Origin of the sequence: Nocardioides luteus, from assembly GCF_015752315.1 — a bacterium.
GTDB lineage: Bacteria > Actinomycetota > Actinomycetes > Propionibacteriales > Nocardioidaceae > Nocardioides.
In genome coordinates, this window is record NZ_JADOVJ010000001.1 from 4597366 (window position 1) to 4615301 (window position 17936).

The window sequence follows — 17936 nt, forward strand, 5'->3', positions numbered from 1 at the left end:
CACGCTTCTGTCAATATTGGTTGACATCGCTGCGCTGTCAACCTACATTGACATCATGACGGATGCCAAGGATCTCGCCGAGTCGGCCGCAAGCGCCGACCCGCGCACCGGACTGCGAGCCGCGCTCGCGCTACGTCGCCTCGCCGACTCGCTGGAGCGGCTGCAGGTGGCGAACGCCCGTCGGCAGGGATGGGCCTGGCAGGAGATCGCCGACGCGCTGGAGGTCAGCCGGCAGGCGGTCCACAAGAAGTATGCGAAGGAGCTGTGATGTTCGAGAGGTTCACCAAACAGGCCCAGCTGGTCGTGGTCGAGGCACAGGGCGTCGCCCGAGAGCTGAACCACACCCAGATCGACACCAACCACCTGTTGCTGGCGATGCTGGGCGACCCTGAGAATCCCGCCGCCCGGGCGCTCCTCGAGGCAGGTATCGACCGCGAGCGGTTGCGCTCGGAGGTCGCGAAGGCCCACGACCGCCTCGGGCCCGACGACGCCGAGGCGCTCGCGGCTCTCGGGATCGATCTCGATGCCGTCCGGGAGAAGGTCGAGGAGGCCTTCGGCCCCGGAGCCCTGGACAAGGGCGGACCGCGGCGCCGCGGCGGGCACATCCCCTTCTCCAAGGAGGCCAAGAAGACCCTCGAGCTCTCGCTCCGCGAGGCGATCCGGCTCAAGGACCGCTCGATCGGCACCGAGCACATCCTGCTCGGCATTCTGCGGGCGGAGGGGGAAGGACATGCTGCACTACGGGCCCTCGGCGTGGATGTTGCTGCGCTGCGCAGCACGCTCGAGCACGGCGAGGCCGCCTGACGCCGAAGTGTCAGACGGCCTGCCGAGGCGGCGATCAGCCGGCGAGGTGGGACCAGGCCGGGGCCAGCTCGGCCCACGGACCCACGGCCGCGACCTCGCCGTCGACCATGACGACCACACGGTCGGCCTGGGCGAGAGCGGCTCGCTTGGAGGTGGCTCCGATGACCGTCGTGTGCCGGTCGCGGAGCGCCCGCCAGAGCTCGATCTCGGTGGCCGCGTCGAGCGCGCTGGAGACGTCGTCGGCCAGGAGCAGCTCGGTGTCGGCGGCCAGCGCCCGCGCCAGGGCGAGACGCTGGACCTGACCCCCGGAGAGGCGTACGCCACGGTGACCGACGATCGCGTCCGCACCGCCCGCCTCCTTGACGTCGAGCTCGAGCCGCGCGTCGGCGACCGGGCTGTCGAAGGGTCGGTCGTGACCCAGACGGATGTTGTCGGAGAAGGTGCCGGAGAGCACCCGCGGCACCTGGGCGACGTAGGCGACCTGACCGGGCCGCAGGAAGGCCTGCGGGTCCTCGACCAGCTCGTCGTTCCACCGGATCGTGCCGGTGTGCTCGATCAGGCCGGCCAACGACGCCAGCAGGGACGACTTGCCCGAGCCGACCTGCCCGACGAGCAGGACCAGCTCGCCGCGCTCGATGGTGAGCGAGACGTCCGAGACGCCGATCGTGCCGTCGTCGTGGACCGCCGACAGGGCCGAGAGCTCCAATGAGTGGAGCGGCACCTGATCGACCGGACCCGGATCCGGCGCGTCGCCGGAGACCAGGTCGACACCCGGCGGCAGGTCCATCAGGTCCCGGCCACCGGCGAACCGGCTGGTCTCCTTCTGCCACGCGCGGGTGCCCGGAGCCTCGGTGACGACCATGCCGGCCACGCGGCCGAACCAGTCGAAGCCCGAGACCGCGTTGGCCACCAGCAGCGCGGTGGCCAGACCCCAGCCGCCGCCGAAGTAGATGCCCCACGCAGCCACGACACCGCACTGCACCATCAGCGCGGGCACCCCGTCGAGGAACGCCTGCACCCGGTGCTCCTTCACCGCCGCCTCCACGCGACCCGAGTCCACGTGCTGCAGGTGGGCGTGGACCTGCGGGGTGGCCGCGGCCAGCTTCACGGTGCGTACGGACTCCAGCGCGGAGACCACGGCGCGCCCGAACCGGGCACGAGCGGCGGAGGAGGCCGCGGCCGAACGACCGGCGATCGGCCGACCGACCGCGGAGGCCAGCGCCGAGGCGACCATGACGACCAGGAGCACGGCGCCCGCGAGCGCGGTGCCGGCGAGCAGGGCCGTGATCGTCGCGATCACCAGACCGTTGACGAAGTCGACCCAGCGGTCGGCGTAGCGGGCGTAGCGGTCCGCGTCCATCGACCGCGCCACGACCTCACCCGGCGGCGTACGCGTCAGGCGGTGCTGGCGGGTCTGGCCGTAGAGCACGGCCATCCGGGCCCGCAGCATGACCTCGATCCACCAGCGCGGGTAGCGGTAGAAGGCGTCGGCGAGCATCAGCGGGGCGGCCAGCAGGCTGACCACCAGCAGCACCGACAGCACGGTCGGGCTGCCGCCGTCCTGCAGCGACTCGACGATCCGACCCCACAGGAGCCCGGTGAAGGCACCCTGCGCACCGGTCATCGAGGCGAACAGGAAGAGCAGCGCACCCGCGACTCCCCACTCGGGGCGCAGGAACAGGACGTGCAGCATCCCGCGGGCGAGCGACGGCCCGGTGCCGACCTCCGGGAGCTCCGGTGGAGCACCCGAGCGCCGCTTGCCGCCGACCCCGGAACTGCCCTCGGCGACGTGGTCGAGGGTGGAGTGGTCGACGGGCTTGGCCTCCGGCGAGGGCGAGTCGTGGTGATCGGTGCGGCTGGCCTCGAGCAGGTCACGGAACGGCCCCGGCGCGGTCGCCAGCGAGGCCCGCAGACCGTGCTGGATCACCCGGCCGTGGTCGAGCACGGCCACGTGCGGAGCCCGCTCGATCGTGGACAGCCGGTGGGCGATCAGGATGCCCGTGCGCCCGGTGAGCAGCCGATCGGCGGCAGCGACCACCCGGCGCTCGGTGAGCGGGTCCATCCGCGCGGTCGCCTCGTCGAGCACGACCACGCGTACGTCGCGCACCAGCAGCCGGGCGAAGGCGACCAGCTGCTCCTCCCCCGCCGACAGCGAGGTGCCGCCGGGACCGAGCAGGGTGTCGAGGCCCTCGGGCAGACCCGCGACCCACTCCGAGAGCCCGAGCCGGGCCACCGCCCGCTCGATGTCCTCGCGCGGACGCGAGTCGTCGAAGAGCGCGATGTTCTCCGCGAGCGTGCCGGCCAGGATCTCCGTACGCTGCGTCACCACGCCCACGGAGGCGCGCAGCTGCTGCAGGTCGAGGTCGCGCACGTCCACGCCACCCAGGAACACCGAGCCGCGCGGCGGCTCGACGGCCCGGGAGAGCAGCGAGGCGAGCGTCGACTTGCCCGAGCCGGTGCGGCCGACCAGCGCGATGGTGTCGCCGGCGGGCACGGTGAGCGAGATGCCCTGGAGGGCGAAGGTGCCCTCGGCGTAGGAGAAGCTCAGGTCGCGCAGCTCGACCTCGAGCGCTCCTCCGCCGGGTACCGGCTCGCCGCCCTCGGGCTCCGGCTCGGCGGCCATCATCTGGCGCAGCCGGATGACCGCGCCCAGGCCGGCCTGGATGTCGGGCAGGTGGTTGGCGAGCATCGCGATCTGACCGACGAACGTGCTCGTGACCAGGAACAGCGTGACCAGCGCGCTGATCCCGAGCCGATCCGTCGCGGCGAGCGCCACCCCGGCCAGGCCGATACCGGCCAGCAGGGAGTGGAGCAGCACGCCGGCGCGGCGCCCGACCTTCGCCTCGACCGTGACCACGGTCCGGAACTTCTCGTGGACCGTCGCCGAGAGTCGCGCCACCCGGGCGACCACGTGGTCCTGGCCCAGGCTCGTACGCAGGTCGTCACGCCCCGCGATGCCCTCCTCGAGCACGGCGGCGTGGTCGGTCCAGGAGGCCTCCTCGATGACCTTGAGCCGGGAGATCTGGCCCAGCAGGCCGCGGATGACGAACCAGGTCACCGCGGCGAGGAGCGGGAACAGGATCGCTGACGGCCACCAGGTGAAGCTGGCCACGATCCACATCGGCAGCGCCGCGAAGACCGAGCGGAAGAGCATCCACAGCTGCCAGCGCAGCAGGTTGCCGACCTCGTGGGAGTCGTCGTCGACCCGGTCGAGGATCTCCCCGACGGCCTGCTCGCTCAGCTCGGAGAGCGGCTGTCGCATGGCGGCCTGGAGCACGTCCTCGCGCAGCTTGCCCTCGACCCGGTCGGAGACGCCGACCCAGGCGATCTTCGCCGTCGAGTCGACCAGCGAGGCACCGATCACGCACAGCGCCAGCCACCCGACCAGGCTGGCGGTCGGGTTCTCGGCCAGCCGGCCGGCCACGACAGTGCCGATCGACTGGGCCACCATGGCAACCGCCAGAGCGAGCAGCGCAGCGACCGTCACCGGCCCCTTCAGGCGTCGCCAGTCGACCTGCCGGCTCGGGTCGGCAGGTTCGGCGGAGACTCCCAGAGCCTTGCCTGAGGTGGGCGCGGGCGGAGTCGAGAGGGTCGCAGTCATCAATAGATCACGGTAGGCGCGAGCACCGACACTTACCTAAAGGTTTTCCGCCTCTCGTCGGCGGAAAACGCCATGCTGACCTGGACTTATAGGAATCAGAAGAAAGATCTGGAGAGCAAGGTCACCTCTGTCGGGAAGGTGTCCCGACAACGCACGACGGCCCGGCACGGAGTCCGTGCCGGGCCGTCGTGGATTGGATTCAGAGAGAGTCGATCGCCTCGTTGAGCGTCGCGGAGGGACGCATCACGGCGGTGACCTTCTCGGCGTCGGGCAGGTAGTAGCCACCGATGTCGGCGGGCTTGCCCTGGACCGCGAGGAGTTCCTCGACGATCTTGTCCTCGTTGGCCGCGAGGGTCTCGGCGAGGCCCTTGAAGGCCGCGGCGAGCTCGGTGTCCTCGGTCTGCGCGGCGAGCTCCTGGGCCCAGTAGAGGCCGAGGTAGAAGTGCGAGCCGCGGTTGTCGGTGGTGCCGAGCTTGCGACCCGGGGAGCGGTCGTTCTCCAGGAAGGTCGCGGTCGCCCGGTCGAGCGCACCGGCGAGCACCTTCGCGGCCGGGGCCGAGGCCTGCTCGGCGTACTTCTCGAACGAGGGCACCAGCGCGAAGAACTCACCCAGCGAGTCCCAGCGGAGGTAGTCCTCCTCGACCAGCTGCTGCACGTGCTTCGGGGCCGAGCCTCCCGCACCCGTCTCGAACAGACCGCCGCCGGCGATCAGCGGGACGATGGAGAGCATCTTCGCCGACGTACCGACCTCGAGGATCGGGAACAGGTCGGTGTTGTAGTCACGCAGCACGTTGCCGGTGACCGAGATGGTGTCCTCGCCGTTGCGCAGCCGCTCCAGGGAGTACGCAGTCGCCAGCTCCGGCGAGAGGATCTTGATCTCGAGACCCTCGGTGTCGTGCTCGGTCAGGTAGGTCGTGACCTTCTTGATCAGCTCGGCGTCGTGGGCGCGCGACTCGTCGAGCCAGAACACGGCCGGGGTCTTGGAGTCCCGGGCACGGCTGACGGCGAGCTTGACCCAGTCGCGGACCGGGATGTCCTTGGTCTGGCAGGCGCGCCAGATGTCGCCGGCCTCGACGTCGTGCTCGATCAGCACGTCGCCGGCCTTGTTCAGGACACGTACGGTGCCGGCGGCCTCGATCTGGAAGGTCTTGTCGTGGGAGCCGTACTCCTCGGCCTTCTGCGCCATCAGACCGACGTTGGGGACGGTGCCGATCGTCGCCGGGTCGAGCGGGCCGTTCTTCTTCACGTCGTCGATGACGGTCTGGTAGACGCCCGCGTAGGAGGAGTCCGGGATCACCGCGAGGGTGTCGTCCTCGCCGCCGTCGGCACCCCAGAGCTTGCCGCCGTTGCGGACCAGCGCCGGGATCGAGGCGTCGATGATGACGTCGGAGGGGACGTGCAGGTTGGTGATGCCCTTGTCGGAGTTGACGTAGGACAGGCGCGGGCCGGCCTCGATCGCGGCCTTGAACGCGGCCTCGATCTCGGCGCCCTTCTCCAGGCCGGACAGACCCGAGAGGATGGCGCCCAGACCGTCGTTGGCGGAGAGGCCGGCGGCCTCGAGGTCGGCGCCGTACTTCTCGAAGACGTCCTTGAAGTAGGCCTTCACGACGTGGCCGAAGATGATCGGGTCGGAGACCTTCATCATCGTGGCCTTGAGGTGCAGCGAGAACAGCACGTCGTCGGCCTTGGCCTTGGCGAGCGCGTTCTCGAGGAAGGCGTGCAGGTTGGCCGCGGACATGTACGTCGCGTCCACGATCTCGCCCTGGAGCACGGGCAGCTCGGCGAGCAGCGTCACCGTCTCGCCGTCGGCCTTCTCGAGCACGATGGAGAGGGCGTCGTCGGCCGGGAGGGTCACCGACTTCTCGTTGGACTTGAAGTCGTGGGCGCCCATGGTGGCGACGGTGGTCTTGGAGTTGTCCGCGAACGGCTTGTTGGTGTGCGGGTGGGCCTTGGCGTACGCCTTGACCGAGCCGGGCGCGCGACGGTCGGAGTTGCCCTCGCGCAGGACCGGGTTCACCGCGGAGCCCTTGACCTTGTCGTACTTGGCCCGGATCTCCTCCTCCTCGGGCGTGCTGGGCGCCTCGGGGTAGTCGGGGATCTCGTAGCCCTTCTCCTGCAGCTCCTTGATCGCGGCCTTGAGCTGCGGGATGGAGGCGGAGATGTTGGGCAGCTTGACGATGTTGGCTTCCGGCGTCTTGGCCAGGTCGCCGAGCTCGCCCAGCGCGTCGTCGGCCAGGCCGAACTGCGCCAGGATGCGCGCGGCCACCGAGATGTCACGCGTCTCGACCTCGACGCCCGCCTTGGCCGCGAAGGCCGAGACGATCGGGAGGAAGGAGTACGTCGCGAGCAGCGGCGCCTCGTCGGTGTGGGTGTAGATGATTCGTGCGGCCATGGGTGTGGCTACTCCTGACAAGTTGCGATCTGCGGTGCTGCGGACTTAGGTCGGGGACCCGGACATGAGAAAGTGCCTTGACGTCAAGATACCTGATGCTCGATGCGACACCGCCCCGCCCTACCTAAGCACCACGAAGTGCCGTCACAAAAGAGTTACTGTGTGTCAACACCTCCTTGTTGTTCAGGTGACTGCTGGTGCCTGAGTGCTTCTCGGGTGTCGATGGGTCTGACCGACGTCAACAGACATTGAAGGGTTTAAGGGGACATGACTGAGGAATCACTGTCGGCCGCTGAGCCGACCTTCATCCAGAAGATGGCAGCCGAGGTCATCGGCACCTTCATCCTCGTGTTCATCGGCTGCGGTTCTGTCATCGCGGTCGTGGCCGGCGCCGGCCACGCCGAGCAGCCGACCTGGGGTCTCGAGGTCGTCGCAGTCGGACTGGCCTTCGGTATCGCCGTGGTGATGGGGGCCTACACCTTCGGCCGCATCTCCGGCGGCCACTTCAACCCGGCGGTCACCCTCGGCGTTGCGACGGCCGGCCGGATCAGCTGGAAGGACGCCGGCGCCTACATCGGTGCCCAGTTCGTCGGTGCGGTCATCGGCGCGATCGCGCTGTTCCTGATTGCGCTCTCCACGGGCTACAACTCCTGGAACGACGGTGGCCTCGGCGCCAACGGCTTCGGCGACGGAGCCGGCACCGGCATCGTCGGCGCGATCCTGGTCGAGCTGATCCTCACTTTCATCTTCGTCTTCGTCATTCTCGGCGTCACCGACGTCCGGGCCGGCACCAACGCCGCCGCCGCGCCGCTCGCCATCGGTCTGGCGCTGGCCGCGATCCACTTCGTCGGCATCCCGCTGACCGGCACCTCGGTCAACCCCGCCCGCTCGTTCGGCCCGGCCCTCTTCTCAGGCACCGACGCACTCGCCAACCTGCCGGTCTTCCTGATCGTCCCGGCCCTCGGCGGCGCGCTCGCCGGTCTCGTCTACCCGCTGCTCTTCGACAAGGACGGCTCCGAGATCGCGGGTGCCGGCCTCGCCTTCGGTGGCGACAACCTGCGCCCGGCCGTCCCGTCCTGGGACTCCCAGGCTGCCGCCCCGGCTGCGCCCGCGGCTGCGGCTCCGGCGGCTCCCGCACCGGCCGCTGCTCCGGCTCCGGCTGCACCCGCCGCTCCCGCGGCACCCGCCGCGCCGGCCACTCCAGCCGCACCTCCGGCTCCGGAGAACAGCGACCGCACCATCGTCTCCGGCGGTGCCGGTGGCGGCCAGCAGGCCTGGCAGCAGCCGACCCAGACCGCCGAGGGCGAGCTGCCGGTCTACGAGCAGGACGGCTGGCGCTGGGACTACGCGAAGCAGGAGTGGGTCCCGATCGAGCAGTGACCCGCACATAGCAAGAAGGCCGTCCCGCTCGGGACGGCCTTCTTGCTGTTCCTGGGTCCTACTCGCCCGGGACGGTCACGGCGAGGATCCACAACGCGCCCGCGGTCAGCGCCAGCAGCACCACGTCGAACCAGCGGTTGCGCACCGCCAGCATCCCGGCGTCCTTGCTGCGCAGCACCGCACGCCCCAGCGACGCGGCGCCCAGCCCGGCGGCGAGGACGATGATCCCCACCCGCCAGTGGCCGAAGCCGACCAGCCCGAGACCGACGATCGCCGCCGTCAGCACGCCGAGGTAGACGAAGCCGCCGATGGTCGAGGGGAAGCTGCGTACGTCCTTGGGGTCCGTCTTCTCAGGCGCCACCGTCACCGGTGCGGGAGCCGCCGGTGTGGGGCTGAGCGGGGGATGGACGGACACGTGTCAGAGCCTTTCGAGAGCCTTCTCGGCGCTGAGGACGATATTGGAGAGCAACATGGCGCGTGTCATCGGACCCACCCCACCCGGGTTCGGAGACACCCAGCCAGCCACGTCCCACACGTCCTCGGCCAGGTCTCCTGCGATCTTACCGTCGACCCGGGAGACACCGACGTCCAGCAGCGCCGCGCCCGGCTTGACCATGTCCTTGGTGATGATGCCCGGCACGCCCGCGGCGGCCACCACGATGTCGGCGTTGCGGGTGTGGGCGGCCAGGTCGCGGGTGCCGGTGTGGCACAGCGTGACCGTGGCGTTCTCGGAACGCCGGGTCAGCAGCAGGCCCAGCGGACGCCCGACGGTCAGCCCGCGGCCGACCACGACCACCTCGGCGCCGTTGATCTCGACGCCGTGACGACGCAGCAGCTCGATGCAGCCCACCGGGGTGCACGGCAGCGGGCCGTCCTCGCCCAGGACCAGCTTGCCGAGGTTGTGCGGGTGCAGCCCGTCGACGTCCTTCTCCGGGGCCACCCGGGACAGGAGCGCGAACTCGTCGAGGCCGGTCGGCTGCTGGATGAGGAAGCCGGTGACAGCCGGGTCCGCGTTGAGCTCGTCGATGACCTTCTCGACCTCCGCCTGGGTCGCGGTGGCGGGCAGGTCGACGCGGGTCGAGGCGACACCGATCTCGGCGGCGTCCTTGTGCTTGGCGTTGACGTACCAGTGCGAGCCGGGGTCGTCGCCGACCAGAACGGTGCCGATCCCAGGGGTGATCCCCTGGGCCTTCAGCTTCTCGACGCGCTCGGCGAGCTCGGCCTTGATCGCCTTCAGCGTCGCGGTGCCGTCCAGCTTCTGTGCTGTCACTTCTTCATCCTGTCACTCTGGGCTGTGGTTTCGGCGTAGTGGGCGGGCTGTGTCTGTTCGTCGAGGTATGCAGGGAAACCGTCACTTCCCACGCGGAGTTCCGCGCGGGAAGTGACGGATCGGCTGCATACCTCGACGAACATACGGCGCGCTCAGTGCGCGAAGTGGCGCGTGCCGGTGAAGTACATCGTCACCCCGGCCGCCTCGCACGCCTTGATGGTGAGCTCGTCGCGGATGGAGCCACCGGGCTGGACGATCGCCTTGACGCCGGCGTCGATCAGGATCTGCGGGCCGTCCTCGAAGGGGAAGAAGGCGTCGGAGGCGGCGACGGCGCCGCGGGCACGCTCGGTGCCCTCGGCGAGGGTGTTGGCCCGCTCGACGGCGAGGCGGCAGGAGTCGACGCGGTTGACCTGGCCCATGCCGATGCCGACGGCGGCACCGTCGCGGGCCAGCAGGATCGCGTTGGACTTGGCGGCGCGTACGGCCTTCCAGGCGAACGCCAGGTCGGCCAGGGTCGCCTCGTCGGCGGCCTCACCGGTGGCCAGGGTCCAGTTGGCGGGGTCGTCGCCCTCGGCCTGGAAGGTGTCGGTGTGCTGCATCAGCAGACCACCGCTGATCGGCCGGGTCTCGACGCCGGTGGTCGCGAGCGGCTCGGCCACGAGGATGCGGATGTTCTTCTTGCCCTGCAGGATCTCGACGGCGCCGTCCTCGTAACCGGGAGCGACGATCACCTCGGTGAAGACCTCGGCGACCTGCTCGGCCATCTGCTTCGAGACCGGTACGTTGGTGGCGATCACGCCGCCGAACGCGGAGACCGGGTCGCACTCGTGGGCGCGGCGGTGGGCCTCGGCGACATCCGCGCCGACCGCGACGCCGCACGGGTTGGCGTGCTTGATGATCGCGACGGTCGGCTGGTCACCCTGGTCGTAGGCCGCGCGGCGGGCGGCGTCGGTGTCGACGTAGTTGTTGTAGGACATCTCCTTGCCGTGCAGCTGCTCGGCGGCAGCCAGGCCACCCGGACCGAAGCCCGAGCGGTAGAGCGCGGCCGGCTGGTGCGGGTTCTCGCCGTAGCGCAGCACCGCCTGGCGGTCCCAGGTCGCGCCCGCCCATGCCGGGAATCCCGAGCCGTCGGAGGTGTCGGTGAGCACGTTGCCCATCCAGGAGGCGACGTGGACGTCGTACGTCGCGGTGTGCACGAACGCGGCCGCGGCCAGCGCCTTGCGCTGGTCGTAGGTGAACCCACCGGCGGCGAGGGCGGCGAGGGTGTCGGCGTACTGCTCCGGGGAGGTCACGATCGCGACGGACGGGTGGTTCTTGGCGGCGGCACGGACCATCGAGGGGCCGCCGATGTCGATCTGCTCGACGACCTCGTCCGGGCCGGCGCCAGAGGCGACGGTCTGCACGAACGGGTAGAGGTTGGAGACGACCAGGTCGAACGGCTCGACCTCGAGCTCCTTGAGCTGCTCGACGTGGGACTCGAGACGGCGGTCGGCGAGGATGCCGGCGTGCACGCGCGGGTGCAGCGTCTTCACGCGGCCGTCGAGGCACTCGGGGAAGCCGGTCAGGTCCTCGACCTTGGTCACCGGCAGGCCGAGCTTCTCGATCAGCGCGGCCGAGCCGCCGGTCGAGACGAGCTCCACGCCGGCGTCGTGAAGCCCGCGGACCAGGTCCTCGAGACCGGCCTTGTCGTAGACGGACACCAGGGCCCGCTTGATGGCGATCTTGTCCTGCACAGCCACTCCTCATCGGTCGATGAATTCGATGAGGGGCACCCAGGCGGTCGATGCCGTCTCTTTACACTCCCCGGTGGTCCCCCACCTGCGCCAGTCGTGTGCTCGTCACTCTAACCGTTCAGGCGCGCCCGAATCGAACCCGCCGGCCGTCCACGGTGTAGCCCTCGCGGGCGATCCTCCCGACGGACTCGACGAGCATCGAGCGCTCGACGACCTTGATCCGCTCGTGCAGCGTCTCCTCGGTGTCGTCGTCCTCCACCGGCACCGTCACCTGGGCCATGATCATCCCGGTGTCGACCCCGGCGTCGACGATGAACAGCGTCGCCCCGGTCACCTTCACGCCGTAGTCCAGCGCGTCCCGCGCACCGTGCATCCCTGGGAAGGACGGCAGCAGCGCCGGGTGCGTGTTCAGCGTCTTCCCCCCGAACCGGTCGAGGAAGGCAGCGCCGACGAGCTTCATGAACCCTGCGGAGACAACGAGATCAGGCTCGTACGCAGCCACCGACTCGGCCAAGGCCGCGTCCCACTCCTCGCGCGACCCGAAGTCCTTGACCCGGTGCACGAACGTCGGGATCCCGGCGTCGGTCGCCCGGGTCAGCCCCTGGATCCCGTCGCGGTCGGCCCCGACCGCGACCACCTCGGCTCCGTACTCCGGGGACGCACAGGCGTCCAACAGAGCTTGGAGGTTGGTGCCCGAGCCGGAAACGAGGACGACGAGACGCAGCGACATGCTGCGAACTCTAGGCGGATGGGGCGGCGGGGAGGGAACGCCGGTGCCACCAGGTCATGGTGAGCCCGGCGAGGAGACCGGCGAGGCCGAAGAAGGCGATGGCGTTGACGAGCACCTGGCCGGCGTACGGCCCGACGTCGGCCATCCGGCCGGGGCCGACGGCGCCGCCGGCGATGCCGGAGAGGATCGCGACAAGGAGGCCGGCGACGACTCCGGCGCTGACGCCGCGGAGCGCGCCCTCCGACCAGCGCAGGGTCGGCCGGACGCGGCTGACCCGGCAGACGGCCCAGAAGGCGGTGAGCGGGCCGAGCGCCATCACGGCGGCGACCCAGGCGGGCGGGGCGCCGTTGTCGGGCAACGCGGCGAGCATCGGGAACATCGGCAGCGGCCCGAGGGTCACCGCCGTCGGGGTGACGGTGGTGCCGACGCCGACCGAGAAGCCCGGGCCCAGGGCATAGGCGCTGGAGAAGAGGACGGCGTTGGGCAGCACGAGGACGGCGAGCAGCGAGTAGAGGATGATGCCGCCGAGGTCGAGGTGGAGCTGGGAGACGACGTTGACCGAGGTGGTGAAGTCGGTGAAGAGGGCCGCGAAGAACACCAGGGTGGTGACCGCGAACCACCACAACAGGATCGAGCGGACCATCACCAGCACGTCCACGGCGGCACGTGGCAGCAGCGTGATCCACAGCGCCGCACGGCCGGAGCCGACCGCGATCGCGGGCAGCGCCACGACCACGCAGAGTCCGACCGACCAGGCGAAGACACCGGCGATGCTCGGCGCGGTGGCCGGGGTGCCGGCGACGGCCGCGGTCCCCACGGCCACCGCCGTGTAGCCGAGCGTGAAGAGCCCGGCCACGACCGGGACGGTCAGGTCACGCTCCCCGTCGGCGAGGGCGTTGGCGTCCGGCCCGTGCAGCGAGACCGCGTCCCCGACCCGGACGGCGACCTGCCACATGACCCACGCCAGGACGAGGGTGAGGCCGAGCGGGACGACGGTGACCGCCACGCCGGAGACGAGGACGCCGGACCCGTGGCCGAGCAGCCAGCCGAGCGCGGCGACACGCAGGGCGTCCGAGGGCTCGCCGTGGGCTCCCATGTCGCTGATGAACCAGCCGAGGATGCCGACCGCCAGGCACACGACCAGCGTGGACGCGGCCGTGCCGACGCCGCCGAGCAGGGCGACCGCGACCAGCGGGCGGCGGTGGCGGAGATCGTGGAGATCGTCCGCGACTCGCCCGTCGGGGGTGCGAGGAGGCAGCAGCGAAGACATCGCCACTCATCCTCGCAACCCTCGTCGGCTCGATCTCGGCGACGCGCCGCCACGGCCCGTGCCCGGCTTGGTCACAGCGGTTGATACCCGCCTGTGCATCTGCGGGTATTGCCGTTCATTCGACCGAATCACCTACAGTTGACCGCTGACATGGGCATGACCGCGGCAGACCACGAGACCTTCGAGGCGTTCTATCAGGACGTCCGCGGACGCCTCCTTCTCCAAACCTGGTCGCTGACCGGGGACCTGGAGGCTGCCAAGGCCGCCGTGCGCGGCGCGCTGGTCATCACCTGGCACCACTGGCGCAAGGTGAAGCCGATGGACGACTTCGAGCGCGAGGACTGGGTGCGCCCGATCGCCTGGTCCAAGGCGATCCGCAACCACTCGGTGCCGCTGCTCCACCGCGACCAGACGATCGCTCCCGAGGCCCGCAGCACCCTCTCCGCGCTGCGCAGCCTGCCGCTCCACGACCGCAAGGTCTTCCTGCTCGGCCACCTCACCAGCGTCGACCTGGCCCAGCTGGCCCGCGAGGTCGGCACCCCGATCAGCCGCACCGAGACCGACCTGCAGGGCGCCAACGCCGCCATCTGCGCCGAGCTCGGGATCGCGCCCGAGCAGCTGCAGTCCATCTTCGACCCGCTCGTCGACGTGCTCACCGAGCAGCCCTGGCCGAAGACCTCGACGATCACCACCGCCGGGGCCGTACGCCGCCGGGTGCACACCACGATCGGCGCGGTCGCGGCCATCGCCGCCCTGGTCGGCACCGGCTTCTTCGTCACCCAGGACGCCGAGAGCGAGCCCCGGCTCAACACGCTCTCGATGCAGTCGGCGGCCGAGGAGTTCGAGGTCGAGCCGAGCCAGATCCCCGGCAAGAAGCTGACCGCCAAGGACCTGATGACCGAGGACGAGGTGGCGAAGATCTACGGCGGCAGCTGGGCCGTCGACATCTCCTCCGACAACCTCGAGGGCACCGGCCTCACCATCCCCTGCCAGGCCGACACCTCGGCCGACAAGCGGCCGGTGGCGAGTCTGGCGCGCACCTTCACCGCGCAGGCGAAGGCGACCACCGCCGGCACCACGATCGAGTCGTCCGTCGACGCGAAGGCGGCGGCTGCTGCGTACAAGAAGATGCAGGGGTGGTACGCAGCATGTGCCGAGCCCCGCTACCAGCTGATGTTCACCGAGACGGTCCAGGGCATCGGCGACGAGGCGACCCTCTTCACCTATCGCGACTGGGAGAACAGCCGGGCTGTGACTTACGGCGTCGCGCGCACCGGCCGGCACACCGCCGCGGTGACCGTGAAGACCGAGGGCAAGTCCAGCACCACCGCGGCCAAGACCTCGACCATGCTCGGCACCGCGGTCCACAACCTCTGCTCGATGCCCGGCGCGGGTGCGTGCGTGGAGACCAAGCGGCCGCGCGCGACGGTGGTCCCGATCCCGACCGGCAAGGCGCCGGGGCTGATCAACGAGACCGACCTGCCCCCGGTCAGCACCATCGGTGACCCCTGGGAGGGCACCGAGGCGAAGGCGGCCAAGACCAACCCGGCCCAGACCCGCTGCGACAACACCGAGTTCAACGCCAAGGGCATGTCCGGCGCCCAGACCCGCTCCTTCGTGATCCCCGAGACGAAGAAGAAGCTCGCCCCGATCTTCGGGCTCACCGAGACCGTCGGCAAGTTCGGCTCCGCCAAGGAGGCGCAGGCGTTCAACGTCGCGATCAAGGGCCGGCTGGACAAGTGCAGCGACAAGCAGCTCGGCAGCCACGTCACCCAGCTCGCGACCGAGTCCATCAAGGACGGCGCGATCACGGTGTGGTACATCCGGGTCGAGCTCGAGAACACCTCGATCTACTACCGGATGGCCGCGATCCGGCGCGGTGCGAACGTCGCCCAGATGAGCTTCGTGCCCGACGGTGACGCCGACATCAGCAACTCCGAGTTCGTCGCGCTCGCCAAGCGCGCTGCGTACCGCCTCGACTACCTCTGAGCAGTTCTCGGTATTTCTCGTCCGGATGCAACCGGACCTGCCTCTCGTGCATCTGACTGATCGAGGCTGGCGCAGGGCCAGATCGGCGAGGCCCAGTCTGGGGGAGGCAAGCGATGGACGAGGACGAGTTCGACGCGTTCTACAACGCGTCCTACCGCCGCGTGTGCGCGCAGGTGTACGCCATGATCGGCGACTCCGACGAGGCCGCCGAGTGCGTCCAGGAGGCCTTCGCCCGCGCCTGGGCGCACCGGCGCAAGCTGTCCACGGTCGACTACCCTGAAGCCTGGGTCCGCACCACCGCCTACCGCCTCGCCGTGGGCCGCTGGCGCCGCAAGAAGTACGCCGGCCGGGTCACCGACAGAGCCGTCGGCATCCGGATGGAGATGCCGGCCGTGGACGAGACCCATGTCGCGCTCGTCGCCGCGCTCAAGAAGCTCCCCGAGGCCCAGCGCCAAGCCATCGTCCTGCACCACATCGCCGACCTGCCGGTCCATCAGGTGGCCGCCGAGGTCGGCGCCCCCACCGGCACCATCAAAGCCCGCCTGGCCCGAGGACGAGCCACGCTGGCCGAGCTACTCGCCGACGAAACACCCGGCGCCGTCTGGAAGGAGGCCTGAGATGAGTGATCCGATCTCGCGTCTGGACCAGTTCCGCGCCGACACCCCTGGAGCACCGATGAAGTCCGCAGCCGAGGTACGCCAACGGGGTGATCAGATCCGACGCCGCCAGCGCGCCATCGTCACCGCCGGTGCGGTAGCCCTGGCCGCGGTCGTCGCCGGGCCGATCATCTTCCTCTCCGCCGGGTTCGGCGAGCGGGCCACCGAGCCGGACCCTGCCCCGGCGCCGAGCCAGACACCGAGCACGGCGCCGAGCCCGTCGTCCTCGGCGCCGGCCGCGGACCTCACCCGTGCCCACCTCCCGACCGCGGACGACCTGGTCGCCGACGAGCCCGCTCCGCGGTGGGTCGAGGACCAGACGTACGACGACGAGGGCAAGAGCGACTACAACGAGTGCCTGCCCGAGTCGCTCCGGGACATGGGGGCGACCGCTGCGGTGCGCCGCGACTTCCTCCCCCGGTCCGGCGAGGAGCTCTCGGACTCCGCCGGGACGCTGAAGGCCGTCGTCGCCGAGTTCTCGTCGGCCAAGGAGGCCGAAGCGGCCCGCGCCGAGGTCACGAAGGCCGCAGCGAGCTGCTCCGCCCTCGACGCCGAGACCGCCGGCTCGTTGCCGGTCGAGGGCGGCGTCGCCTCGGCCGGGGAGATCAGTGTGGTGACGTACCAGCCCGACGACCCCGACATGAACGCGGTCTGGGAGGTCGCGACGGCCGTCGTGACCGTCGAGGACCGGGTGCTGGTGATGACCCGGAAGCGTGGCGTGCAGAGCTACGTCCCGCCGACCGACCTGCGGACCTCCGCCGTCAACGCCACCTACCGGATGGTCGGTGCCCGGCCACCCGCCGCATCGACGTCGTCGCCGGCGTCCGACCCGGCGTCGAACCCGCCGTCCTCGCCCCCGCCCGCCGACATCCTCGGCGACGCGCAGCTCGTCTCGGCTTCGGCGCTGCCGGCCCTGCCGCTGGAGGGCGAGTCCTCGGCGACATGGCAGCAGGTCGCCGCCCAGCCGACCCCGACCCTCTACTGCCAGGGCGCGTGGCTCTCCTCGTTGAAGGCCGCCGAGTCGGTCAGCCGGGAGTTCCGGCTCGAGAACCCGGGCGAGATCGGCAAGGTCAACGTGACGGTGCTGGAGTTCGCCACGAAGGCGGCCGCCGACGCGGCGTACGAGACCGTCCACGGCTGGCTCGACGGCTGCCCGGCGACGATGGCCGACGCGAAGCTCTTCACGGCCGGGCCGGTCGAGTCCATCGAGATCGATTCCACCCCCGCGATCGACCGCGCCGCACAGACCCTCGCCGAGTACGCCGGTGACTGCGGTGACGGGAACTGCGACGCCACCTGGTACGACCACCAGACCGTCGCTCAGATCGGGACCCGGCTGGTGCTGGTCACCCACGCCGAGGCCGGTGGTCCGTGCCCGCCGACCCGGGCCTGCCCGCCGGAGGAGGCCTCGGACTACACCGAGTGGGACAACCGGGTCGCCCAGACCGTCGAGGCCACCGTGGGCCAGGCCGTCGTGGACCTGCGCTGATCAGGGGACCCAGGTGCTATTGAACTTTACGGTCACGCCCGTCACCGCCGACACTGACGCTCTGGCAGGCGTCAGGGGACGCGTCAGGCAGAGCCAGCCGGGGAGGCGAACGATGGACGAGGACGAGTTCGACGCGCTCTACAACGCGTCCTACCGCCGGCTGTGTGCTCAGCTGTACGCCATGATCGGTGACTTCGACGAGGCGGCCGAGTGCGTGCAGGAGGCGTTCGCGCGCGCCTGGGCGCACCGGCGCAAGATGTCCTCGGTCGACTACCCGGAGGCCTGGGTCCGCACCACCGCCTACCGCCTCGCGGTCGGCCGCTGGCGCCGCCGGAAGTACGCAGGCCGCGCCGCCGACAGGGCCGTCGGTGCTCGCACCGAGATGCCGGCCGTCGACGAGGCCCACGTGGCTCTCGTCGCGGCCCTGAAGAAGCTCCCCGAGGCGCAGCGCCAGGCCATCGTCCTGCACCACATCGCCGACCTGCCGGTCCACCAGGTGGCCGCCGAGGTCGGCGCCCCGACCGGCACCGTCAAGGCCCGCCTGGCCCGAGGACGAGCCGCCCTCGCGGAGCTGCTCGCCGAGGACAATCCCGGCGCCGGCGCCGTCTGGAAGGAGGCCTGA

Annotated in this window: 14 protein-coding genes and 1 riboswitch; of the genes, 7 read left to right on the forward strand and 7 right to left on the reverse strand. The window is 70.5% G+C overall.

Features of this window, described 5'->3' with window-relative positions; genetic code table 11:
- Window positions 1-55 precede the first annotated feature (55 nt).
- Together HD557_RS22020 and HD557_RS22025 are read left to right on the forward strand one after the other, a co-directional pair.
- Complete coding sequence (locus HD557_RS22020; protein ID WP_008364037.1) at window positions 56-268, forward strand: helix-turn-helix domain-containing protein; 213 nt, start codon at window positions 56-58, stop codon at window positions 266-268.
- Window positions 268-804: a Clp protease N-terminal domain-containing protein gene (locus tag HD557_RS22025; protein ID WP_196875462.1), complete on the forward strand. Its 537-nt coding sequence runs from the start codon at window positions 268-270 to the stop codon at window positions 802-804. Before HD557_RS22020 ends, HD557_RS22025 begins: the two co-directional genes overlap by 1 nt.
- 34 nt (window positions 805-838) lie before the next feature.
- Here the strand turns inward: HD557_RS22025 and HD557_RS22030 are convergent, their stop codons facing one another.
- Window positions 839-4405, reverse strand: a complete 3567-nt coding sequence (locus HD557_RS22030) for an ATP-binding cassette domain-containing protein (RefSeq protein WP_008364039.1) — start codon at window positions 4403-4405, stop codon at window positions 839-841.
- Between the two features lie 199 nt (window positions 4406-4604).
- Window positions 4605-6797, reverse strand: coding sequence for an NADP-dependent isocitrate dehydrogenase (locus tag HD557_RS22035; protein WP_196875463.1), 2193 nt, complete (start codon window positions 6795-6797; stop codon window positions 4605-4607).
- Window positions 6798-7064: 267 nt separating this feature from the next.
- Between HD557_RS22035 and HD557_RS22040 the strand changes: the two genes are divergently transcribed.
- The gene (locus HD557_RS22040) at window positions 7065-8177 is read left to right on the forward strand and encodes an MIP/aquaporin family protein (RefSeq protein ID WP_008364041.1); all 1113 of its coding nucleotides are present in this window, start codon (window positions 7065-7067) and stop codon (window positions 8175-8177) included.
- A gap of 58 nt (window positions 8178-8235) precedes the next feature.
- On the opposite strand, the gene HD557_RS29090 is transcribed toward HD557_RS22040, so the two are convergent.
- From HD557_RS29090 to HD557_RS22065, 5 genes are all read right to left on the reverse strand, one after another.
- On the reverse strand, window positions 8236-8592 hold the full coding sequence (locus HD557_RS29090) for a DUF3017 domain-containing protein (protein ID WP_307785684.1): 357 nt from the start codon (window positions 8590-8592) through the stop codon (window positions 8236-8238).
- Between the two features lie 3 nt (window positions 8593-8595).
- Window positions 8596-9447 carry a bifunctional methylenetetrahydrofolate dehydrogenase/methenyltetrahydrofolate cyclohydrolase gene (locus HD557_RS22050; protein WP_165111794.1) on the reverse strand — a complete coding sequence of 284 codons (852 nt, stop codon included), beginning with the start codon at window positions 9445-9447 and terminating at the stop codon, window positions 8596-8598.
- Between the two features lie 152 nt (window positions 9448-9599).
- A complete protein-coding gene (gene purH, locus HD557_RS22055) occupies window positions 9600-11180 on the reverse strand; it encodes a bifunctional phosphoribosylaminoimidazolecarboxamide formyltransferase/IMP cyclohydrolase (RefSeq protein WP_196875464.1) in 1581 nt (526 codons plus the stop codon).
- A gap of 30 nt (window positions 11181-11210) precedes the next feature.
- A riboswitch (ZMP/ZTP riboswitch) is annotated at window positions 11211-11288 on the reverse strand.
- Between the two features lie 10 nt (window positions 11289-11298).
- A complete protein-coding gene (gene purN / locus HD557_RS22060; protein WP_196875465.1) occupies window positions 11299-11910 on the reverse strand; it encodes a phosphoribosylglycinamide formyltransferase in 612 nt (203 codons plus the stop codon).
- Window positions 11911-11920: 10 nt separating this feature from the next.
- Window positions 11921-13180, reverse strand: a complete 1260-nt coding sequence (locus HD557_RS22065; RefSeq protein WP_231380405.1) for a cell division protein PerM — start codon at window positions 13178-13180, stop codon at window positions 11921-11923.
- Window positions 13181-13336: 156 nt separating this feature from the next.
- On the opposite strand from HD557_RS22065, the gene HD557_RS22070 reads away from it, so the two are divergent.
- From HD557_RS22070 to HD557_RS22085, 4 genes are all read left to right on the forward strand, one after another.
- Complete coding sequence (locus tag HD557_RS22070) at window positions 13337-15169, forward strand: hypothetical protein (protein WP_231380406.1); 1833 nt, start codon at window positions 13337-13339, stop codon at window positions 15167-15169.
- Between the two features lie 113 nt (window positions 15170-15282).
- Window positions 15283-15786, forward strand: a complete 504-nt coding sequence (locus HD557_RS22075) for a SigE family RNA polymerase sigma factor (protein ID WP_008364050.1) — start codon at window positions 15283-15285, stop codon at window positions 15784-15786.
- Window position 15787: 1 nt separating this feature from the next.
- Window positions 15788-17314, forward strand: coding sequence for a hypothetical protein (locus HD557_RS22080; RefSeq protein WP_196875468.1), 1527 nt, complete (start codon window positions 15788-15790; stop codon window positions 17312-17314).
- Window positions 17315-17426: 112 nt separating this feature from the next.
- The gene (locus HD557_RS22085) at window positions 17427-17936 is read left to right on the forward strand and encodes a SigE family RNA polymerase sigma factor (RefSeq protein ID WP_008364052.1); all 510 of its coding nucleotides are present in this window, start codon (window positions 17427-17429) and stop codon (window positions 17934-17936) included.

Excerpts from the sequence above, each read along its gene's own strand:
- HD557_RS22020 (WP_008364037.1), top strand. The coding sequence starts at position 56 with ATGACGGATGCCAAGGATCTCGCCGAGTCGGCCGCAAGCGCCGACCCG.
- HD557_RS22030 (WP_008364039.1), bottom strand. The coding sequence starts at position 4,405 with ATGACTGCGACCCTCTCGACTCCGCCCGCGCCCACCTCAGGCAAGGCT.
- HD557_RS22070 (WP_231380406.1), top strand. The coding sequence starts at position 13,337 with ATGACCGCGGCAGACCACGAGACCTTCGAGGCGTTCTATCAGGACGTC.
- HD557_RS22040 (WP_008364041.1), top strand. The coding sequence starts at position 7,065 with ATGACTGAGGAATCACTGTCGGCCGCTGAGCCGACCTTCATCCAGAAG.
- HD557_RS22035 (WP_196875463.1), bottom strand. The coding sequence starts at position 6,797 with ATGGCCGCACGAATCATCTACACCCACACCGACGAGGCGCCGCTGCTC.
- HD557_RS22080 (WP_196875468.1), top strand. The coding sequence starts at position 15,788 with ATGAGTGATCCGATCTCGCGTCTGGACCAGTTCCGCGCCGACACCCCT.
- HD557_RS22085 (WP_008364052.1), top strand. The coding sequence starts at position 17,427 with ATGGACGAGGACGAGTTCGACGCGCTCTACAACGCGTCCTACCGCCGG.
- HD557_RS22065 (WP_231380405.1), bottom strand. The coding sequence starts at position 13,180 with ATGTCTTCGCTGCTGCCTCCTCGCACCCCCGACGGGCGAGTCGCGGAC.
- HD557_RS22075 (WP_008364050.1), top strand. The coding sequence starts at position 15,283 with ATGGACGAGGACGAGTTCGACGCGTTCTACAACGCGTCCTACCGCCGC.
- purN (WP_196875465.1), bottom strand. The coding sequence starts at position 11,910 with ATGTCGCTGCGTCTCGTCGTCCTCGTTTCCGGCTCGGGCACCAACCTC.
- HD557_RS22025 (WP_196875462.1), top strand. The coding sequence starts at position 268 with ATGTTCGAGAGGTTCACCAAACAGGCCCAGCTGGTCGTGGTCGAGGCA.